21 protein-coding genes are annotated in these 20,274 nt (G+C 62.3%); 16 read left to right on the forward strand and 5 right to left on the reverse strand.

All coding sequences use genetic code 11. The features are described 5' to 3' along the window. The 4 genes from BLT42_RS02160 to ychF all read left to right on the forward strand — a co-directional run bounded on the left by BLT42_RS02160 (window position 1) and on the right by ychF (window position 3,480). Window positions 1-933, forward strand: a complete 933-nt coding sequence (locus tag BLT42_RS02160; RefSeq protein ID WP_091766116.1) for a ribose-phosphate pyrophosphokinase — start codon at window positions 1-3, stop codon at window positions 931-933. 157 nt (window positions 934-1,090) lie between these two features. Continuing rightward, complete coding sequence (locus BLT42_RS02165; protein ID WP_091766118.1) at window positions 1,091-1,726, forward strand: 50S ribosomal protein L25/general stress protein Ctc; 636 nt, start codon at window positions 1,091-1,093, stop codon at window positions 1,724-1,726. A gap of 32 nt (window positions 1,727-1,758) precedes the next feature. Then, entirely contained in the window at window positions 1,759-2,343 is a 585-nt protein-coding gene (gene pth / locus BLT42_RS02170; protein WP_091766120.1) for an aminoacyl-tRNA hydrolase, read from the forward strand. 39 nt (window positions 2,344-2,382) lie between these two features. Then, window positions 2,383-3,480: a redox-regulated ATPase YchF gene (gene ychF, locus BLT42_RS02175; RefSeq protein ID WP_091766123.1), complete on the forward strand. Its 1,098-nt coding sequence runs from the start codon at window positions 2,383-2,385 to the stop codon at window positions 3,478-3,480. A gap of 201 nt (window positions 3,481-3,681) precedes the next feature. Here the strand turns inward: ychF and BLT42_RS15085 are convergent, their stop codons facing one another. Then, window positions 3,682-3,864: a hypothetical protein gene (locus BLT42_RS15085; RefSeq protein WP_176780212.1), complete on the reverse strand. Its 183-nt coding sequence runs from the start codon at window positions 3,862-3,864 to the stop codon at window positions 3,682-3,684. 166 nt (window positions 3,865-4,030) lie between these two features. On the opposite strand from BLT42_RS15085, the gene BLT42_RS02180 reads away from it, so the two are divergent. The 8 genes from BLT42_RS02180 to BLT42_RS02215 all read left to right on the forward strand — a co-directional run bounded on the left by BLT42_RS02180 (window position 4,031) and on the right by BLT42_RS02215 (window position 12,373). Next, window positions 4,031-5,371 (forward strand): MBOAT family O-acyltransferase, encoded by a 1,341-nt coding sequence (locus BLT42_RS02180; protein WP_176780213.1) that lies wholly within the window; start codon window positions 4,031-4,033, stop codon window positions 5,369-5,371. Continuing rightward, the gene (locus tag BLT42_RS02185) at window positions 5,346-6,890 is read left to right on the forward strand and encodes an SGNH/GDSL hydrolase family protein (protein ID WP_143024014.1); all 1,545 of its coding nucleotides are present in this window, start codon (window positions 5,346-5,348) and stop codon (window positions 6,888-6,890) included. Before BLT42_RS02180 ends, BLT42_RS02185 begins: the two co-directional genes overlap by 26 nt. A 90-nt stretch (window positions 6,891-6,980) precedes the next feature. Beyond that, window positions 6,981-7,313: a zinc ribbon domain-containing protein YjdM gene (locus BLT42_RS02190; protein ID WP_091766131.1), complete on the forward strand. Its 333-nt coding sequence runs from the start codon at window positions 6,981-6,983 to the stop codon at window positions 7,311-7,313. Window positions 7,314-7,390: 77 nt separating this feature from the next. After that, the gene (locus BLT42_RS02195; RefSeq protein ID WP_091766134.1) at window positions 7,391-8,101 is read left to right on the forward strand and encodes a DUF4197 domain-containing protein; all 711 of its coding nucleotides are present in this window, start codon (window positions 7,391-7,393) and stop codon (window positions 8,099-8,101) included. Between the two features lie 2 nt (window positions 8,102-8,103). Continuing rightward, a complete protein-coding gene (locus BLT42_RS02200) occupies window positions 8,104-8,514 on the forward strand; it encodes a group III truncated hemoglobin (RefSeq protein WP_091766137.1) in 411 nt (136 codons plus the stop codon). Window positions 8,515-8,599: 85 nt separating this feature from the next. Further along, window positions 8,600-9,859: a multidrug effflux MFS transporter gene (locus BLT42_RS02205; RefSeq protein ID WP_233342260.1), complete on the forward strand. Its 1,260-nt coding sequence runs from the start codon at window positions 8,600-8,602 to the stop codon at window positions 9,857-9,859. 73 nt (window positions 9,860-9,932) lie between these two features. Further along, window positions 9,933-10,811, forward strand: a complete 879-nt coding sequence (locus BLT42_RS02210) for an enoyl-CoA hydratase-related protein (RefSeq protein ID WP_091766143.1) — start codon at window positions 9,933-9,935, stop codon at window positions 10,809-10,811. Window positions 10,812-10,888: 77 nt separating this feature from the next. Further along, the gene (locus BLT42_RS02215) at window positions 10,889-12,373 is read left to right on the forward strand and encodes an esterase/lipase family protein (RefSeq protein ID WP_143024015.1); all 1,485 of its coding nucleotides are present in this window, start codon (window positions 10,889-10,891) and stop codon (window positions 12,371-12,373) included. Here BLT42_RS02215 and BLT42_RS02220 read toward each other — a convergent pair. After that, window positions 12,370-13,290, reverse strand: a complete 921-nt coding sequence (locus tag BLT42_RS02220) for a PhzF family phenazine biosynthesis protein (protein WP_143024016.1) — start codon at window positions 13,288-13,290, stop codon at window positions 12,370-12,372. The two genes, BLT42_RS02215 and BLT42_RS02220, sit on opposite strands and share 4 nt — an antisense overlap. A gap of 94 nt (window positions 13,291-13,384) precedes the next feature. On the opposite strand from BLT42_RS02220, the gene BLT42_RS02225 reads away from it, so the two are divergent. Then, window positions 13,385-13,912 carry a GNAT family N-acetyltransferase gene (locus BLT42_RS02225; RefSeq protein WP_091766153.1) on the forward strand — a complete coding sequence of 176 codons (528 nt, stop codon included), beginning with the start codon at window positions 13,385-13,387 and terminating at the stop codon, window positions 13,910-13,912. 86 nt (window positions 13,913-13,998) lie between these two features. Here the strand turns inward: BLT42_RS02225 and BLT42_RS02230 are convergent, their stop codons facing one another. Then, window positions 13,999-14,928 carry a 23S rRNA (adenine(2030)-N(6))-methyltransferase RlmJ gene (locus tag BLT42_RS02230; protein ID WP_233342261.1) on the reverse strand — a complete coding sequence of 310 codons (930 nt, stop codon included), beginning with the start codon at window positions 14,926-14,928 and terminating at the stop codon, window positions 13,999-14,001. Window positions 14,929-15,021: 93 nt separating this feature from the next. On the opposite strand from BLT42_RS02230, the gene BLT42_RS02235 reads away from it, so the two are divergent. The 3 genes from BLT42_RS02235 (at window position 15,022) to BLT42_RS02245 (ending at window position 19,087) form a co-directional block, all read left to right on the forward strand. Beyond that, window positions 15,022-15,798, forward strand: a complete 777-nt coding sequence (locus tag BLT42_RS02235; protein WP_091766156.1) for a hypothetical protein — start codon at window positions 15,022-15,024, stop codon at window positions 15,796-15,798. A gap of 78 nt (window positions 15,799-15,876) precedes the next feature. Further along, the gene (locus BLT42_RS02240; RefSeq protein ID WP_091766159.1) at window positions 15,877-17,358 is read left to right on the forward strand and encodes a S10 family peptidase; all 1,482 of its coding nucleotides are present in this window, start codon (window positions 15,877-15,879) and stop codon (window positions 17,356-17,358) included. Window positions 17,359-17,605: 247 nt separating this feature from the next. Then, complete coding sequence (locus BLT42_RS02245; protein WP_091766161.1) at window positions 17,606-19,087, forward strand: S10 family peptidase; 1,482 nt, start codon at window positions 17,606-17,608, stop codon at window positions 19,085-19,087. Between the two features lie 55 nt (window positions 19,088-19,142). Here BLT42_RS02245 and BLT42_RS02250 read toward each other — a convergent pair whose 3' ends face one another. Both BLT42_RS02250 and BLT42_RS02255 read right to left on the reverse strand, forming a co-directional pair. Continuing rightward, window positions 19,143-19,802: a hypothetical protein gene (locus BLT42_RS02250; RefSeq protein WP_091766164.1), complete on the reverse strand. Its 660-nt coding sequence runs from the start codon at window positions 19,800-19,802 to the stop codon at window positions 19,143-19,145. A 97-nt stretch (window positions 19,803-19,899) separates the two neighbouring features. After that, window positions 19,900-20,256 (reverse strand): antibiotic biosynthesis monooxygenase family protein, encoded by a 357-nt coding sequence (locus tag BLT42_RS02255; protein ID WP_091766167.1) that lies wholly within the window; start codon window positions 20,254-20,256, stop codon window positions 19,900-19,902. Window positions 20,257-20,274 lie beyond the last annotated feature (18 nt).

Genomic DNA, 20,274 nt, shown 5'->3' on the forward strand with positions numbered 1-20,274 from the left:
ATGAAGTTGCTGTCCGGCACATCCAACCGGCCACTCGCCCGCGCGATCGCCGATTATCTCGACGCGCCGCTGACGGCCAGCGAGATCGAGCGATTCGCAGATGGTGAGATTTTCGTCCGCATTGACGAGAATGTTCGCGGAGAAGATGTCTTCATCATCCAGTCGACCTCCTGCCCCGCCAATGACCATTTGATGGAATTGCTGATCTGCACCGACGCACTGGTCCGGGCCAGCGCGCGCCGGATCACCGCCGTCATCCCCTATTTCGGCTATGCCCGCCAGGACCGCAAAACCGGCGGCCGCACACCGATTTCCGCCAAGCTGGTGGCCAATCTGATCGCCAAGTCCGGTGCCGACCGGGTTTTGACGATTGATCTGCATGCCGGCCAGATCCAGGGCTTCTTCGATATCCCGACCGATAATCTCTTCGCGACCAAGGTCATCGAGGAGGATATCCGCCGTCGCTACAAGGTGGAGGATCTGATGATCGTCTCACCCGATGTCGGCGGCGTGGTCCGCGCCCGGGCACTGGCCAAACTCCTCGACGCCGAGATTGCCATTGTCGACAAGCGCCGCCCCAAGGCCGGCGTGTCGGAAGTGATGAATATCATCGGTGAGGTCGAAGGCCGCCGCTGCATTCTGTTCGACGATATCTGCGATTCGGGCGGAACGCTGTGCAATGCCGCCGATGCCCTCTTGAAATGCGGCGCTATCGAAGTCTCCGCCTATGTCACCCATGGCGTCATGTCGAATGACGCACAGGGCCGGATTGCCAAGTCCGCCCTGAAGGAAGTGGTGATCACCGACTCCATCACCGAACTGCCCGGCTCGACCCAGACGGGCAAGGTGCGGCGGCTTTCCATCGCGCCATTGCTCGGCGAAGCCATCCGCCGGATCGCCAATGACGAATCCGTATCGAAACTGTTCGACTGAAGAATTTGCCCGATTGCTGACTCTTCCCGTCCCGCACTGTTGCGCGGCGCGCGGGTATCCGCTATAGCCCGCCGCTCGAAATAACACCGTGGCGCGATGCCAAGAAAAATCGCCGCCCGCCTGGTCTGGCGGCGTTTGTATTTAAGGAAACAGGTCGATGAGCTCCAACATCGTTCTCACCGTTGACGTTCGTGAAGGCACTGGCAAGGGCGCGGCTCGCGCTGCCCGCCGTGAAGACCTGGTTCCAGGCGTCATTTATGGCGGCGAACTTGGCCCCGTCTCGATCAATCTGCGTGGCAATGAAATCCGCAAGGCTCTGCTGAGCGGCAATTTTCTCTCGCACATCCTCGAGCTGAACCATGACGGCAAGAACCAGAAAGTGATTGCCCGTGACATCCAGTTCCATCCGGTCTCTGACATGGCGATGCATGTCGACATGTACCGTGTTGAAGCCAACACCAAGATCCGGGTGAATGTCGCCGTTCGCTTCGAGAATGAAGAAACCTGCCCGGCGCTGAAGCGCGGCGGCGTCCTCAATATCGTCCGTCACGATCTTGAGCTGCTTTGCCCGGCCTCGGCCATTCCGGAATATATCGCGGTCGACCTGACCGGTCTGGAAATCGGCGATTCGATCCACATGTCGGCAGTGACCCTGCCAGCCGGTGTGAAGCCAACCATCACCCGTGACTTCACCATCGCGACCCTCCAGGGCTCGCGCGCCGTTCTCACCGAGCTCGATGAGACCGAAGGCGAAGACGCAGCTGAAGTCGAAGAAGAAGGCGGCGAGGAGTAATCCTCGCCGGCCGATCCTGAGGGCGGCCGACGATGATGATCCTGGCAGGGCTCGGCAATCCCGAGCCCAAATACCTGCGCAATCGGCACAATGTCGGCTTCATGGCGATGGATATCATCGCCGCGGCCTGGAGCGCCGGCCCGTGGCGCAAGCGCTTCAAGGGGCTGTGCGCCGAGCTGACAGTGTCCACCGCTTCCGGCCCGAAAAAACTGCTCCTGCTCAAGCCGCAGACCTTTTACAATAATTCCGGAAATTGCGTCGCCGAGGCCGCGAACTTCTTCAAGGTCGCGCCGGAGCATGTCGTGGTCTTCCATGACGAGCTTGATCTCGATCCGGGCAAGTTCCGGCTCAAGACCGGCGGCGGCGCGGCCGGCAATAATGGCATCAAATCCGTCACCCAGCAGCTCGGCCCCGATTTTCGCCGCGGCCGTATCGGCATCGGCCATCCGGGCGACCGCAACCGCGTCACCGATTATGTCCTGTCCGATTTCGACAAGCATGACGAGCCCTGGCTGATCGACCTGCTTGACGCCATCGCGGATTCCATCGACCTGCTCGCAAGCGGCGATTTTGACGCCTTCCAGACACGCGTGACACACAAGGCCCCGGCCCCGTAAGAACGGCGCCCGGCCCGGCACTTCAAGAGGACAAGCATCATGGGTTTCAAATGCGGTATCGTCGGTCTGCCCAATGTCGGCAAGTCGACCCTGTTCAACGCCCTGACGCAAACCGCTTCGGCCCAGGCTGCGAATTATCCCTTCTGCACGATCGAGCCCAATGTCGGCGATGTCGCCGTGCCCGAGCCGCGCCTGCTGAAACTGGCGGCGATCGCCGGCTCGAAGGAAATCCTGCCGGCCAAGATGAATTTCGTCGATATTGCCGGCCTGGTCGAAGGCGCCTCGAAGGGTGAAGGCCTGGGGAATAAATTCCTCGCCACGATCCGCGAAACCGATGCGATTGCCTATGTGCTGCGCTGTTTCGATGATGACGACATCACCCATGTGAGCGGCAAGGTCGACCCGCTGGCCGATCTTGAAACCGTCGAGACCGAGCTGATGCTCGCCGATCTGGAGAGCCTGGAAAAACGAAAAGCCGGTCTCGAGAAAAAGGCCAAATCGGGTGACAAGGAAGCCAAGGCCCTGATCCCGCTGATCGACCTGGCCCTTGCCGAACTGACCGAAGGCCGCCCGGCGCGTTTCGCCAAAGTCGCCAAGGATGACGAGAAAGCCTGGCGCGGCCTGCAATTGCTGACCACCAAGCCCGTCCTTTTCATCGCCAATGTCGGCGAAGACGATGCCGCCACCGGCAATGCCTATTCGGAAGTTGTCACCAAGCGCGCTGCCGAAGAAGGCGCCGAGGCGGTCGTGATCTCCGCCCGGATCGAAGCCGAACTCGCCATGCTCGCCAATGAAGAGCGCGAAGAATATCTCGAGGAGCTCGGCCTGCACGAGGCCGGTCTCGATCGCCTGATCCACACTGGTTACAAACTGCTCGACCTGGTGACCTATTTCACCGTCGGCCCGAAAGAGGCCCGCGCCTGGACCATCCATGAAGGCTGGACCGCACCGCAGGCCGCCGGCGTCATCCATGGCGATTTCGAAAAAGGCTTCATCCGCGCCGAAACTATCGCCTTCGACGATTTCGTCGCTCACAATGGCGAAGCCGGTGCCAAGGAAGCGGGCAAGATGCGCGCTGAAGGCAAGGAATACATCGTCCATGACGGCGATGTGATGCATTTCCGCTTCAACGTCTGACCCGCCATCCGCCAGGCCGCCGCAGGAGAATGCCTGCGGCGGGCCGGGCCCGATCATCGTTCATCCGCCCGTCCGGACCGAGCGGAATTTGCGGCAGTGATCGCGCTATGTGATGCAAATGAAACGGCAGACGACGGGGCGATTACCCCTCGCCAATCAATCCCGTTCGCCCTGCAGCAATCCCTGTCCCGGCACGCCGCTTCACCCTGATTGCGGGCAATCGCGGGTGTTGCATTTCCGCGATGAGCCTGTAGCTTCGCCGATGACTGGCACAGCATAAATCGCCGCGCCTTCTTGGCCATTGCGGCCTGTGTATTGAGTTTCACAAAAGACCTGGGCTCGCTCGATGGTATTTTCAGATCCGGTCTTTGTCTTCTTCTTCATACCCCTGTTTCTTGCATGCTTTTATCTGTCTGTTTCGTTCAAGAACGCGGTCACATCAAAGCTTGTCATCATCGCGTTCTCGCTGCTGTTTTACGGCTGGTGGAAAGTTGAATACCTGGCGATCATACTGATCTCCATAGGGTTCAACTATTTTATCCATAGCCGAATGGTGAAGTCCGCCGGCACGCCGCTGCACAAACGGCTATACGTGATTGCGGGAATATCGGTGAACCTGCTCGCGCTGGGCTATTACAAATACTGCAATTTCTTCATTGAATCCCTGGACTTCATGTTCGGATTCGACGTCCAGACATTCAGCATCATTCTACCCCTGGCGATCTCGTTTTTCACTTTTCAGCAGATCGCCTTCCTGTGCGACACCTATAGCGGCAAGATCGGGCAGGTCGCGGCTCTCGACTATGTGATCTTTGTCTGCTTCTTCCCGCAATTGATCGCGGGGCCAATTGTCCATCACCGGCATATGATGCCGCAATTCGCCAGCAATTTTGAAAACCGGGACCGCTATTCGCTCACGAATATCAAGAAATACCTGGTTGTCGGCATCGCCCTGTTTTGCGTCGGGCTGTTCAAGAAAGTCATCATCGCCGACAATATGTCCCAGATCGTCGGACCGGTCTTTGACGCCTATGCCGCGGGCGGCGTTCTGTCGACGACCGAAACCTGGCTGGGCGCGCTCGCCTATACGTCGCAGATCTATTTCGACTTCTCCGGCTATTCGGACATGGCGGCGGCCCTCGCCTTCATGATCGGTATCCGATTGCCGCGAAACTTCTTCAGCCCCTACAGGGCCAGGAGCATTGTTGAATTCTGGCGCCGCTGGCACATCACGCTGACCCATTTCCTGCGCGATTACCTGTACATCCCCCTGGGCGGCAATCGCCATGGCCAGGTGCGCCGTTACCTCAATCTGATGCTGACCATGCTGCTGGGCGGGCTGTGGCATGGTGCGTCAATTGTCTTCATCATCTGGGGCGCCCTGCATGGCGGCGCCCTGATGATCTGCCATATCTGGTCCCGTTACGCGCCGGACCGGGCCCGGACGCTGCTCGATGGCGGGGCTGGCTGGTTCCTGACCATGCTGGTTGTGGTGACAGGCTGGGTCCTGTTCCGCGCCCCGGATACTTTGGCGGCATCGGCCATGCTGCAATCCATGTTCCTTGGCGCCGACGCCTGGGGCCTGGCGACCGCGGGCGAATGGCCGCCGCTCTCCGTCCAGCTTCTGGCCGCCTCCGCCGTGATCGCGCTCTGGCTGCCCAATACCGTCGAGCTCTTCCGCGAGCAGGGCGTCTTCATCGACGACGACGGCACGGCGCCGCCACAGCAGGCCGCCGTGACGCGCCGCGCTGTGTTTGGCCTCTCGATCCACGTCCCGCCCTTCTCGCTGAGCACGCAGTGGGCCGCATTGATCGGGTGCCTGGCTTTCTTCTACCTCGTCGCCATCAGCCGTCACGGAGTGCATGATGAATTCATCTACTTCCAGTTCTGAGCTGAGCTACGGGCGTTTCATCCTGGTCGCACTACTCTGCCTGGCCGTGCTGACCATTGCCGCCCTTGGCGCGACGCGCTTCCTGTCCGGCCGCTTGATTGGCGGCGATGCCGCGTGGACGAGTTGGTCGCTGGCGCAGAAGCAGATGGCCGCCGCGCAGATCGAGGGCCCAAAGCTGATCTTCATTTCCGGGTCGAGCGGAAATTTCGGCTATAGCGCGCAACAGCTCGGTGAAGCGCTGGGCGTCAATGCCGTGAACCTGGCCTCCCATGCCGGCCTGGGCGTTCCCTATTTCGCCTATCTGGCATCACGCAATGCCGGGCCGGGCGATGTCGTCGTCCTGCCGCTGGAATACGAGATGTACGAAAGGAACAGTCTGCAGGATGAGGCCATCGATCCTGACGAACTGGTTTTTTCGCCGCTCGCCTACCAGGAATACGACCGCTTCATCCTGACGAAACACACCGTCAACGCCGACTTTCAGAGCGGGATGGGCTTGTTCGGCTTTCTCTCGCTGGGCGAGAAGGTCCAGTATCTGCGCGTCTTCCCCATTGCGAGCTTCCTGGCGGCGGCCACGCAATTCCTCTCGGGTGAGCAATTCGAGCGGCCGGATACGGGCTATTGGCTCTATGACATTGACCGCTTCGGCGATATCGACGTGCCAGAAACGAGACGGCGCGATGCCAGCCGCGCGCTGGGCAGCGCGCGCAAGGCCGATGACCGCCGCCTGCGCCTGTCGGAACAGAGCGTCCGCTATCTGACCGCCCTGCGCGACGAGCTGCACGCACGCGGCGCCCAACTCATCCTCACCCAGCCGCCGCTCCATGAATTCACCAGCCTGTCGCCTGAAGCCATCCGGGCCCTGGCGTCGCAGCTGGAGGCGCGCGGTCTGGATTATCACTTCCTCGCCGAGGACAACCGCATCCCGGCGGAAATGATGCTCGACACCCGCTATCATCCCGGCCGCTGGGGACGGCGCGTTGCCACGGCGCGGCTCGCCATCCTGCTCTGTGATATCGTCGATTTCTCGCCCCTGGCCGCGCCGGGCGAGGCCTGCACGCCAACCCGCATCGCCGAGCAGCGCGCCTGGTCGGAGGCAGGCCGGACCATGATGACATTTGTCCAGGAGAATTCGTTGAGCACGATCCGCTACAGCGCCGGGAACAGCTATCCATTGCGGCGTTCAGCGGGCCATCGCGGCGCCGCCTTCGACGTGATCGTCCCGACCGGCTGCCGCTCACAGCTGAATTTCCAGCTCCGCGCCGAGATCCCTGAGGCCCGGATCAGCGTCCAGCTCGATGGCGATGAAGTCCTGTCGCACGTCTTTGATCAATTGACCGGCTCGGGCGTGCCAGCGCTCTGGAGCGGTGCGGTGGAGCTGCCGGACCATGCCCGTGAACGTGTGAATGTCCGCTTCATCGCAGACCGCTGGAATTCGCAACCCAACGATACCAGCATGTCCTTCGTCAGCCTGTTCCGGCACAGCGACTGCGATGAGACACCCGCGCTCCAGGATTAGGCCCCGGCGCGGCCCGGCGTCATCGCATCGACAAATCGGACCGAACCGCCTAAAGCCTCGCGGGAATATCTGTGCCCGAGGACGTTGATCATGAGTGAGTTGCCACCCTGCCCGCAGTGCGAATGCCCCTATACCTATGAGGACGGCCCGCTGCTGATCTGCCCGGAGTGTGCGCATGAATGGCCGGCGGCTGCGGCGGCCGATGCGACACCGGTCTGGCGCGATGCCAATGGCACCGAACTGGTCGATGGCGATAGCGTGACGGTGATCAAGGACCTCAAGGTCAAGGGTTCCTCCTTCGTGGTAAAGGTCGGTACCAAGGTGAAGAATATCCGCCTGGTCGAGGGTGATCACGATATAGATTGCCGGATCGAGGGCGTCGGCGCGATGCAGCTCAAATCGGAATTCGTCAAGAAGGCCTGACGCGCCGCGCCGGGACTGCCGGACCGTTCAAGTCCGGTTCAAGCGAGCTCTGCCATGCAAGGCTCAGGAGGACTGTCATGCTGCGACGCCAGTTTATCATCTCGACCCTTGCCCTGAGCCTTGCCCCGGCAGCGTTCGCGCAGGGCTATGGCCGTCTGAGCCAGGGCGATGCCCGTTCCGGCATTCGCGCCGCGCTCGATACCGCTGCGCGCCTGGCGACCAACAGGCTGGGCCAGACGGACGGTTTCTTTGCCGATCCGGCGGTTCATATCCCCCTGCCGCGCAATATCGCCAGCCTGCAAAGCCAGCTACGGCGCGTCGGCATGTCGGGCCCGGTCGATGATCTGGAATTGCGCATCAATCGCTCGGCCGAAGCGGCGATGCCCGAGGCCGGACGGATCTTCAATGACGCGGTCCAGTCCATCACGGTCGGCGATGCCGTCTCGATCGTGCGCGGCGGCGACACGGCCGCAACCGATTATCTGCGCGGCCGCAGCGAGAGCCGCCTGACCGGTCTGCTGCGCCCCTCGATGGAAACCGCGCTGACCGGATCGGGCGCCTATCGCGCCGTCGATGCCGTGGAGCCGCAAATCTCCGGCGGCCAGAATCTGCTCGGCAGCCTGTTCGGCAATCGCAGCGCCACCGGCTCCCTGCGCGACTCGGTGACCGATCATGCCGTCAACCGGGCCATTGATGGTGTCTTCCATTATATCGGCCAGGAAGAGCGCGCCATCCGCCAGGACCCGGTGCGTCGCGGCACCGATATCCTGCGGCGGGTCTTCGGCTAGCCATGCCGGACGCCACCCCGATGATGACCGGGAATCGTCCCGTTGATGCGGCATTGATTTCCGATCTCGTGGACCGTTTCTATGGCCATATCCGCCTGGAGCCCATGCTGGGGCCGATCTTCGAAGCCGAGATCGGTGATGAAGCGCAGTGGGATGCCCACCTGGCGAAGCTGAAGAGCTTCTGGCGTTCGGTCATGTTGCAGGAGGGCAGTTATTCGGGACGCCCGATGCCCGCGCACATGAAGCTGAAAGGCCTCACCCCGGAACACTTCCAGCGCTGGCTCAACCTGTTCCGGCAAACGCTTGGCGAGATCGGTGCCAGCGATGCGGCGACCGAGGCCCTGATGGACCGCGCAATGCGCATCGCCCAGAGTTTCCAGCTCAATATTTTCTACAATCCCGCCCGGGGCTGAGCGGCCCGAGCACAGCTGGTGCCTTGCAACCGCCGCCATCCTTGCGCATGTCTGCCGCTTGGGCACATGCATGAGAGGGGCTCCAATGTCATCGATAGCCAATCCTGTGCCCGAACCTGCCAGCATGAAGCTGGGCGAACTGGTCGCCTTGCTGGTCGCTATGACCGCGGTGGTCGCGCTGGCGATCGACATGATGCTGCCGGCGCTCGGCAATATCGCCGCCGATCTGGGCACCGCCCACAGCAATGACCGCCAATACGTCATCACGGCCTATCTGCTCGGTTTTGGCGGCGCACAACTCGTCTACGGCCCGCTCTCCGATGCCTATGGCCGCAAGCCCGTCATCATGGGCGCGCTGGGCCTCTTCCTGGTCGCGACCCTGGTCTGCATGCTGTCCCAGAGCTTTGAGATGCTGCTGGCCGCGCGCGTGCTTCAGGGCGCTGCGGCGGCAGCCTGCCGTGTCATCGCGACGGCGATCGCCCGCGACCTGACCGCTGGCCGGCGGATGGCCGAAGTGATGTCGATGGTGATGACCGTCTTCATGGCCGTGCCGGTGCTGGCCCCCAGCCTGGGGCAGCTCATCCTCTTTGTCCTGCCATGGCAGGGCATATTCGGCTTCCTGCTGATCTTCGCCTTCGCCCTGATGGTCTGGCTGCATTTCCGCATGCCGGAGACCCTGCATCCGGAATTCCGCCAGAAGCTGGGCTTTGGCAATTCCTATCGCGCCTTTGCCGAGGCGATGACGACGCGCCTGACCCTGGGCTATACCCTGGCCGGCGCCGCCTTCTTCAGCGGGCTCTATGCCTTTCTGGGGTCATCGGAGCAGATCTTCGCCGAACATTTCGAACTGGGCGATAGATTTCCCCTCGCCTTTGCCGCTATCGCCCTGGGCATGGGTGTGACCAGCTATGCCAATTCCAAACTCGTGATGCGGCTGGGCCAGCGCCGCCTGTCGCACTGGGCCCTGATCGCCTTCACCATCATCAGCGCCGCCCATGCCGGCATGTTGATGGCGGGCGTCGACAACCTGCTGGTCTTCATCATCATGCTGGCAGCCGCCATGGCCCTGCTCGGTCTGATCGGCGCCAATTTCAGCGCCCTGGCGATGGAGCCGGTCGGCCATATCGCGGGCACGGCGTCGGCCGCCTACGGCTTCATGACCGGTGTCCTCGCGGCGCTCGCCGGCGCCTATATCGGCCAGCTCTATGACGGCACCCCCGTGCCGTTGGTGATGGGCCAGGCGGCGATGGGCGGGCTGACGATTCTCGTCGTGCTGGTGACCGAGCGCGGGCGCCTGTTCGCCAATAGCGATGAGGACGAAGCAGCGCCGGACACACCGGCCTGACCCCTACCCGGCGGGTGGCATCACGCAGCGGGTCTGCTAGCGTGGGCCCGGTTGTAAACGGGGATTCGTCAGCATGGCATTCAACACCATCACCTATGCGGTCGAGGACCATGTCGCGACCATCACACTGAACCGGCCGCACCGGCTCAACGCCTTTACCTATGAGATGGGTGATGAGCTGATCGCCGCCTTCGATGCCAGCGATGCAGATGATGATGTCCGCGCCGTCATCGTCACCGGCGAACCGCCCGCCTTTTGTGCCGGCGCGGACCTGTCGATGGGCGCCGAGACCTTTGACCTAATCGGGCAGTCGCAGCAGAGCGGCGCGTTCGACGACACCGATCCGAAATGGCGCGATGCCGGCGGCAAACTCAATCTGCGCATCTGGGACAGTCTCAAACCGGTGATCGGCGCCATTAATGGCGCCTCGGTCGGGATCGGGGCGACGATGATCCTGCCGATGGATATCCGGCTGGCCTCGATCGAAGCGAAATTCGCTTATCCTTTCGCCAGGCGCGGCATTGTCTGGGATGGCTGTGCCAGCTGGTTCCTGCCGCGCGTGGTGGGGATTTCAACCGCGATGGACTGGGGCCTGAGCGGCCGCACCTTCAGCGCCGCGGAAGCCTTTGAATCCGGGCTGGTGACGCGGGTCGTCCCGGCGGTCGACCTGATGCCGGAAGCCCGCAAGCGCGCCAGCGAGATCGTTGACCGGTGTGCCCCGGTCTCGGTGGCCCTGATGCGACGCATGGCCTGGCGCATGCTCGGCGCGAGTCACCCCATGGAGGCCCACCGGGTCGAAACACGCGGTATTCTGCAGGCTGGTATCGGCCCGGATGCGAAGGAGGGCGTCATGTCCTTCCTGGAAAAACGCACCCCGGATTTCCCGCTCAGGGTCTCGAGCGATCTGCCCGACTGGCACCCCTGGTGGGACAGCGCCGAAGACGACTACTAATCCACAGCTCGCCGCGACCTCGCACACAAGCTAAAGGTGTGTTATAGCGAAGCCCTCATTGGATGCGAGGTTTCGCCATGCCCGGACACGTCCTGTTGATCCATGGTTGGAGTGCGCCCGACAAATCCATGGCCGAGGTCGGGCATTTCCTGACCGGCCACGGCTATCAGACCGCCGACCTCTTCCTGGGCGGCTACCCCTCAATGTCCGATGATGTGCGGGTCGAGGATTCGGCGCGCCGCATGCAGGCCGTCATCACCGAAATGCAGGGTGACGGGCGCCTGCCGGCCCGCTTTCACCTCGTCGTGCACTCGACCGGGGCGCTGGTGGCCCGGCGATGGCTGGCCGACAACTATGCCTCGGGCGGCAGCCCCGTCGACAATCTCCTGATGCTGGCCCCGGCCAATTTCGGCTCACCCCTGGCGACGCTCGGACGCTCGCTCCTGACGCGTGTGATCAAGGGCTGGAAGCGTGGCTTTCAGACCGGGACGGAATTCCTGCATGCCCTCGAACTGGGTTCCTGCCTGCAGCAGGACATCGCCCTGGTCGACCGGCTCTCGCCCGACGGCGAAACCGCCAGCCCCTTCTCCACAGACGGGACCCGCCCCTTCGTGATCGTCGGCGCCTGCCGGATCCCCGGCACCCAGATCCTCGGCGAAGAGGCCTGGGACGGCACAGTGCGGATCGCCAGTGCCAATATTGACCCACAGGGGATGACCGTCGATTTCACCAATGGTTCTCTCACCGAGCCCCGGCTGACGCCCTGGACCCGGCGCGGCCCCGACGAGACCCCCTTTGCCGTCCTGCCCGACCGGCATCATCTGACCGTCCTGCGCCCGGACGGCAAATGGAGCGAGTCGAAGGACCCACAGATCGCCAGCCAGTTGTCGGAATTGATCCTCGCCGCGCTGGGCGTGGAAACAGGGGCAGACTATGCCCGGGTCGCCGGGGAATGGACGGTCGTGTCCAATGAAACGCGCAAGCTGGCCCAGGATGGTGATGAAGCCGATGCCTTGCGCGAACGCATTCTCGGGCGGGCCAATGCCAATAAAAGCCGGTTCAATGAATTCTACCAGATTGTGGTCGAAGCCGTCGACGAGACCGGCCTGCCCGTCGATGATTACCGGCTCTGGCTCACGGCACCGAAAATCTCCGGCGGCAACAAGGTCAGCGCCGCCAAGCCGATTACCCAGATCGAGATTGATGCCCAGAATAATCTGATCAAGGACGGGCACCGCAATCGCCGCAATAGCGAAAGGCGCGTCCTGCACATTGATCGCCGCGCCCTGATGCAGAGCGAGGGTTTCCTCAAGAAGACGCTCACCCGGGCCTATGAACCGGTTCTGGCCGCGGCCATCACGGCCGCATCGCCGGGCGAGAAGATCGCCTATTTCTCCAAGGATGCGCGCGCGGGCAGCGGGCTGATCCGGCTGCGCACGCATTCCTCGAACGAGCCGGACGGGGGAGATCGCTTCCTGCGCCGCTATGCCACGCATTTCATCCGCATCATCATCCCGCGCGTGCTCGATGACGACGTGTTCACGGTCAGGCCGCTCGACTAAAGCAGCACGCCCTCGGCCACCTTGACCGCATCGCCGCCGAGCATGAGCTCGGTCAGCTTGCCACCTTCAATACGCAGCAACATGCGGATATGGCTCGGCCGCCCCATTTCCAGCCCCTGATACAGGCTGATCGAATGATCGCCCTCGCCGAGCCCGCCCTGCTGGGCGATCAGACCGGCGAAGGCTGCCGCGGCACTGCCCGTTGCCGGATCTTCCACTATGCCGAGATGCGGCGCGAACATGCGCACGCGCCAATCGGTCGTGTGTTCGGTCGAGGAGGCCTTGGCGACGACGAAGGCCGCGATGGGCGTCTCACCGCCAAAGGCGTCCTCGAAGGCGGCCGTATTGATGGTGATATCGGCCAGGGTTTCAGCAAAGCGGACCGGCACGACGGCGTAGGGCACGCCGGCCGACCAGACACCGCCCTGCACCGCCGTTTGCAGGAAATCGCCAGGCTTGAGGCCGAGCGCTTCGACAATCGGGTCGAGCTCAGGCAGCTCGCCGACATATTCCGGCAGTTTGGGCGCAAAGAATCGGGCCGAACCCTGTACCGGGCTGGCATAGCGCGCGTCGGTGGTGACATCGCCGACCGTTTCCTCGAGCACATAACGCCGCCGCTTGCCGGGCTCACCGCCGGCCTTCAGCGCCAGGGCAATAGCCGCACCGACGGTCGGGTGACCGGCGAAGGGCAATTCGCTTTTCGGCGTAAAAATGCGCAGGCCGTAATCGGCCTCCTGGCCTTTCGGCTCGGTTATGAAGACCGTCTCTGACAGATTGAACTCGGCCGCGATCACCTGCATCGCGATATCGTCGAGGTCATCGGCCTCGAGCACAACCGCCAGCGGATTGCCGCAATAGGCCTGGTCGGTGAAGACATCGAGAATGAGATAGGGGTGCGGCATGATTGATTTTTCCAAGCTGGCCAGGTCCGGAACTCATAAATGGAATTGCGCCTTGTAGCGACCCTTGGTCAGTGAATACCCTGTCGCGGCAGTGTCAGGGGGAGAGCCTATGGACGTGCAGTTCGAGCCAGTCGATCTGGGGCGCCATCGAGACGTGCTCACACGCTTCAATGTCGCCTATCTCAACTGGGTTGCTGCGGGGGTGGAGGAACGCTTCGCGCTGTCGCTGGCAGGGCTGCTGGGCGCGACCATCCCGGCCTATGTCGACTCTGCGTTGGACAAGCTGTGCGAGGGTACGCCGCCAGAAGGTGCCTTCTACCTTGCTCTGGACGGCAATACCGCTATCGGCATGGGAGGGCTGCGCCAGGTGAGCGAGGGCGTGGCTGAGATCAAACGCATCTATGTCTCCGAAGCTGCCCGGGGCGGCGGCGTGGGGGCAAAGGTCCTGGATCGGCTGGTGCAGGACGCACGCGCCTTCGGCTATCGGGAGCTGGTGCTGGACACGGGCCCGTTCATGACCTCGGCTCATCGCCTGTATGAAGCGGCGGGCTTCTTCGATATCCCGCCTTATCCCGGGGCCGAGGTGCCGGAAGCGCTGCATCATGATTGGCGATTCATGCGCTGCCTGCTGCGCTAGCCGAATAGTCGCAATCGGCGAAGCTCCGCCGATTGGCGGGGCGTCCGGGCGAGATCCGTTTGAAACCCCGGTCGGGCGCCGGAGGACTAGTCCGCGTCGGCCTCTTCGACATCTTCCTCGGTCAGCCCGCCATCGAGGCGCCAGCCATAGCCATCGCCCTGGGCCAGGGTCTCGGCCAGCCAGGGCAGAAGCGCGAGGAGTTTTTCCTCCAGCTGCCAGGGCGGATTGATGATCATCACACCGGCACCGGCCAATTTGCCTTCGCTGGCCAGGTCACGGATCCACAGATCGGCGCGCAGGATTTTCTCCGGCTCGAAACCCTGTTCGGTGATCAGCCATTCGGTGAGACCATTATCGAACCGGTCAGCGGCCCAGAGATTTTTCAGCGAGCGCCAGAAAATATAGGTCCCGGTGGGCCATTTCTTCAGCGCCGGCATGACCGCCGCCGCCATATGCGCCAGCTCGTCGCGATCCTCGAAGGGCGGGTCGATCAGCACCAGGCCACGCTTCTCCTTGGGCGGCACAAGACCGGTCAGCGCCTTGTAGCCATCGCGATGCTCTACCTTGACGCGGCCGTCGCGGGCATAGCGCCGTTCCAGCGTGCGGGAATCGGCCTCGTGCAATTCACACAGCTGGATCCGGTCCATTGGCCGGGCGATGCGGGCCGAGATTTCCGGCGAGCCGGGATATTCGGTCAGGGCACCGGGATTCATCTCGGCCAGCAGGTCGAGATAGGGCTTGAGCGCTGCGGCGACATCATCGGGCATGTCGGCACCGAGGATGCGGCCAATACCGTCAACCCATTCCGGGCTGCGGGCCGCTTCGTCGGACGTCAGGTCATAGGCCCCGATCCCGGCATGGGTGTCGATCACCCGATAGGGTTTGTCCTTGGACCCGAGATGATCGAGGCAAAGCGCAAGGATGGCGTGCTTGACGACATCGGCGAAATTTCCGGCGTGGAAGGCGTGACGATAATTCATGGCCGGGCTATAGCGCGGACGCGGCGGTAATTCCATCTCGCGACGCGGCCCGGATGAGCTGAATCGGCGGTCGATTCGACGGCAGGCTTGCCCTAGGCTGACGGCCTGTTTCAGAAGGGGTGAAGCTGGATGTTCGTGAAACTCTACCGGCAAATGCAGCAAGATGCCGAGTTCAGCACCCGGCGCCGCTACAAGATCGGCTGGCTGTTCAAGGATGAGAAAGCGAGCCTGATCTGGGACGCGCCGCAGCCGGTCAGCTTCGATGTCCCCAGGCCGACGACCTCGAAATCGGCGACCGTCTGCCCGGCGGCCGTTGAGTTCGACCGCCGTCACTTCGTGATCAATTGTCCGATCGATCTGCATCTGCGCATGCAACAAAACGCCCAGGGCCAGCTTCAGATGACCAATGTCGACGGCCCGATGGCCTCGACCCGGCCTGCCGGTCTGCAATCCATCATGGCCCTGTCACCACAGAATGAATGGCGCCATCCAAGCCGGCCCATGCTGCAGATTGCAACGCCCTTCGTCTTCGTCTCCGACGATCCGGTCTATGTGAACCAGTTCCCGCCCTTCCTGCACTACCTGCCGGCGCAGCGCCCCGGTGTGATGCTGTGCGGCCGTTTCCCGATCGATGTCTGGCCACGCCAGCACATGTGGGCGTTTGAATGGCATGACCTGTCGAAGGACCTGATCCTGAAGCGCGGCGACCCGCTCTTCTACGTCCGCTTCGAGACACCCGATCCGTCGGCACCGGTGCGGCTGGTCGAGGCGGAACGCACGCCCGAACTGCTCAGCTTCATCGCCTCGCTCACGGATGTGACGAATTTCGTCAATCAGAGTTTCCAGCTGTTCAAGACGGCCCGCGAACGCCGGCCCAAGACCCTGCTGGTCGAGAAGCCGCGCTAGCTCACAGCCAACCAAACCGTAACTTTGTCTCCATGCCCGCGCGGCCTAGACTGCGCACAATTCACAAGGGGAAGTGCAATGATCAAAGTCCTGGCCGCCGCATTGAGTCTGGCCTGCCTGTCCGTTCCGGCCTTCGGCCAGGATACGGCAAACATCCCGGAGGCTCGCAGCTATGAAACGCGTGGCCAGGTGACGGTTAACGGTCAACGTGTGCGATATACCGCGACGGCCGGTGAAACCTACCTGCTCGACGATGACGGCAACCCGACCGCCTCGATCTTCTCGACCGCCTATATCGCTGACGGGACGACCGATCCGCGCACCCGGCCGGTGGCTTTCGTCTTCAATGGCGGGCCTGGCTCGGCCAGTCTCTGGCTGCATATGGGCGTGTTCGGACCGCAACGCCTGGTCCTCCCCGACGTCCAGGATGACGGCGCCGCACCCTATGATGTGGTCGAAAATGTCTATTCAATTCTGGATGTTGCCGATCTCGTTTTCGTCGATCCGGTTGGCACCGGCTGGAGCCGCCCGCTTGGCGATCATGAGGGCAGCGAGTTCTGGGGCGTCGACGAAGACGCCGAAAGTCTCGCCGCTTTCATGCGCATGTGGCTGAGCGAACACCAGCGCTGGAACTCACCGAAATTCCTGCTCGGCGAAAGCTATGGCACCCTGCGTATCGGCGCCCTGCTCAACCAGCTCGAAGGCGGCTTCACCGACGTCTCGATCAATGGCGTGGCACTGATTTCCACCGTGCTCGATTTTCGCTTTGACGACACATCTGACGGCAATGATGTCGGTTATGTCGGTCTGATGCCCGGCTTTGCCGCCACCGCCTGGTATCATGGCCGCGTCGACCGTTCGGCCTGGAATAATGATATCAACGACTTCCTGGACGCCGCTCGCACTTTTGCCATCGAAGAATACATGCCGGCCCTGATGCATGGCGTCACCCTGCCGGCCGAGCGCAAGGCCCGCATTGTGAGCGAACTTTCGCAATTCACCGGCCTGTCGGAGAGCTTCCTCGAACGCGCCAATCTGCGTGTCTCGCTGCGCCGCTTCCAACGCGAATTGCTGCGCGACCAGGGCCTCTCGGTCGGACGTCTCGACAGCCGCTATACCGGACAGGAAGTCGACGGCGTCGGCGACAGCCCGGAACAGGATCCGAGCTTTTACGGCATTGATGGCAGCTATACCGCATCCATGCTGGATTATTTCACCCGCACACTCGGCGTTGATATCACAGAGTATTATTCCTCGATCGGCGGTGTTCGCGGCTGGAACTGGGACGTCGGCCAGTCGGGCGGCAACAGCTATATCAATGTCGCGCCCTGGATCGCCCGCGCGATGCGTCAGAACTCCGACCTTCAGGTGCTCGTCGCCCAGGGACATTACGATCTGGCGACGCCATTCTTCGCCGCCGAGCTGATGTTCAACCAGCCCGGATTCGATCAGGACCGGGTCCACTTCAAATACTATGAAGCCGGTCACATGATGTATATCCACCAGCCTTCGCTGGTCGATTTCTCATCGGATATCCGCGAGTTGATCACCAACCGCTAGAGGCATCGCCGCTTGAGAAGAGCCGCTCCGATCCCGGGATCGGGGCGGCCTTTTGCTATTTTGCCGCGCGGGTCAGGTCGAATCCGGCTGCGATGGCGCAGATCACGAAATACATGACCACCGCGAAGCTCAGCGACACCCCCTGCCCCTCACGCGCGCCAAAGCGATTTTCCAGCCAACCAATCTGTAACTTTCCCTCCGGCCCGCGGAGCTTTAGACCGCCGTAGAATTATTGGAGGGAAACACGATGATCCGCACACTAGTCGCCACGCTCAGCCTCGCCATGATTTCCGTCGGCGCAATCGCCGAGGAGGCCGCGCCAATTCCCGGGCCGCGCAGCTATGAAACCCGCGGCCAAGTGACGGTCAACGGGCAGCGCGTGCGTTATACGGCAACGGCCGGTGAAACCTATCTGCGTGATAGTGACGGCAATCCGACGGCCTCGATTTTTGCCACAACCTACATCGCGGACGGCACCAGCGATCCTCGCACCCGCCCGGTGGCCTTCGTCTTCAATGGCGGCCCGGGCTCGGCCAGCCTCTGGCTCCATTTGGGCGTATTCGGGCCTCAGCACCTGGTTCTCCCGGATGCCGGCGACGACGGCGCCGCGCCCTATGACATCGTTGAGAACACCCGCTCCATTCTGGATGTGGCTGATCTAGTATTTATCGACCCGGTCGGCACAGGCTGGAGCCGCCCACTCGGCGAGCATGAAGGCTCTGAATTCTGGGGCGTGAACGAGGACGCCGCAAGCCTGGACCAGTTCATCCGCATCTGGCTGTCGGAGCATCAACGCTGGAACTCCCCGAAATACCTGCTCGGCGAGAGCTATGGCACAACGCGTGTTGGCGCCCTGCTGAACCAGCTGGAAGGCGGCTACACCGACGTCGCCATCAACGGCGTCGTGTTGATCTCGACCGTTCTGGACTTCCGCTATAACGACACGTCGGACGGCAATGATGTCGGTTATGTCGCCTTGATGCCCGGCTACGCGGCGGCCGCCTGGCATCACAACCGTATCGACCGCTCCGCCTGGAATAATGACATCGAAACATTCCTCGCCGATGCGCGCACATTTGCCATTGAAGACTACATGCCCGCGCTGATGTATGGCGTCTCGCTGTCAGCCGAAGCTCAGGCACAGATCGCCAGCGAATTGGCTCAGTTTATCGGCCTGCCCGCGATCTATCTCCAGCGTGCCAATCTGCGCGTCTCGCTCAGCCGGTTCCAGCGCGAACTGCTGCGCGACCAGGGCCTTTCAGTCGGTCGCTTCGATGCCCGCTATACCGGGGTCGAGATTGATGGTGTCGGCGAACGGCCCGATGCGGATCCGAGCTTCTATGGCATTGATGGCGGATATACCGCCGCGATGCAGGACTATTTCGGACGCACCCTTGGGGTCGATCTGACCCAGCCCTATGCCACCCTCGGCGATGTCGGGGACTGGAACTGGGATACCGGTCGGATGGGCAATAACAGCTACATCAATACCGGTCCGTGGATTGCTCGTGCCATGCGGCAAAACTCTGACCTGCAAGTGCTGGTCGCCCAAGGCTATTACGATTTGGCCACTCCGTTCATGGGTGCGGAGCTGATGTTCAACCAGCCCGGCTTTGTGCAGGACCGGGTGCATATGCGCTACTATGACGGTGGCCACATGGTCTATCTCAACGACGCCTCGTTGACGGCGTTGGCTGACGATGTGCGGGAACTGATCACCAGCCGCTAGAGGTATCGCCGCTTGAGAAGGGCCGCTCCGATCCCGGGATCGGGACGGCCCTTTGCTATTTTGCCGCGCGCGTCAGGTCGAAACCGGCTGCGATGGCGCAGATCAGCAGATACATCACCACTGCCGAGGATCCGGCCAGGGTCAGATCCTCTGGCGGCGGGGTGGTCATTCCCAGATAGAAGAGCCCCAGCATCAGGGCGGTAGCCACCAGTGGCCAGATGCGGCCGGCCATGCCCTTCGCGCGCGTGCCGGTCAGATAGACCGCCATCGCACCAAGAAACAGCGCCAGCTCCAGCCCCATCGCGACCGGGAAATTATTCCACAGGCCGAAACCGAATTTGATGTCGGAGCCGGGATAGAGCAGCAGGTCAGGCACGTGCACGATCAGATCGGTCAGCCAGTGTGAAAACACGGCCGCGCCGACGATAAGCCCGCCGAGCGTCTTCTCCCTGCGCGCGACCAGACTCCACAGCCAGCCGGCACCGAGAGACCAGACCAGCGCCATCACCAGGCTATGCGTCCAGGGCATGTCGTAGAGATCGAGACTGTTCGACGCCGTGAACCCCTCAATGATGCGGACATGCTCGATGCCGGTCGCGATGAAGACACCCCAGGCGATATCGACCAGCTGGACCGCAGCGAACAGAACCCAGAGCGGAACAGTTTTGGCGATGCGCTTGCCAAGAAAGGCCGGCGCGTAGTGACCGATGAACATGGTAGTGTTTCCCCGTTTGAATTGCGGGGATGCTAGCAGCGAGCGCAGGCGTGAAGAAAGTGAATTCTGGGCGGCGGTCGCTCAGACGCGCGCGGCTTCAATCAACAGAGCGCCCCTCGGGGCCCGAATAGGCGCGCTCGACTTTGGCCACCCGTAATTCGTAGTGCGTATACCAGCGCTCAATGCCCACTTTCTGGGCGACCAGATGCCGGGCGAGTCCCTTCCAGGCCGCGATGCTCTCCTCGTCGCGCCAGTAGGACACCGTAATCCCCACCCTGTCCGCATCGCGGGCACTTTCTGCGCTCAGACAGCCGGGCTGTTCCAGGGCGAGCGCGTACATCGCGTCGGCCATGGCGCCATAGCCCTCATCATTCTCGGCCAGCAGGCTGGTGAAGATAACCGCATAATAGGGCGGCTCTGGCGTTGTGGCGAAACGGCCGGATGGTGTTGTCATGGAAATAGCCCTGCCAGC

The organism is Maricaulis salignorans, assembly GCF_900103475.1.
Taxonomy (GTDB): domain Bacteria; phylum Pseudomonadota; class Alphaproteobacteria; order Caulobacterales; family Maricaulaceae; genus Maricaulis; species Maricaulis salignorans.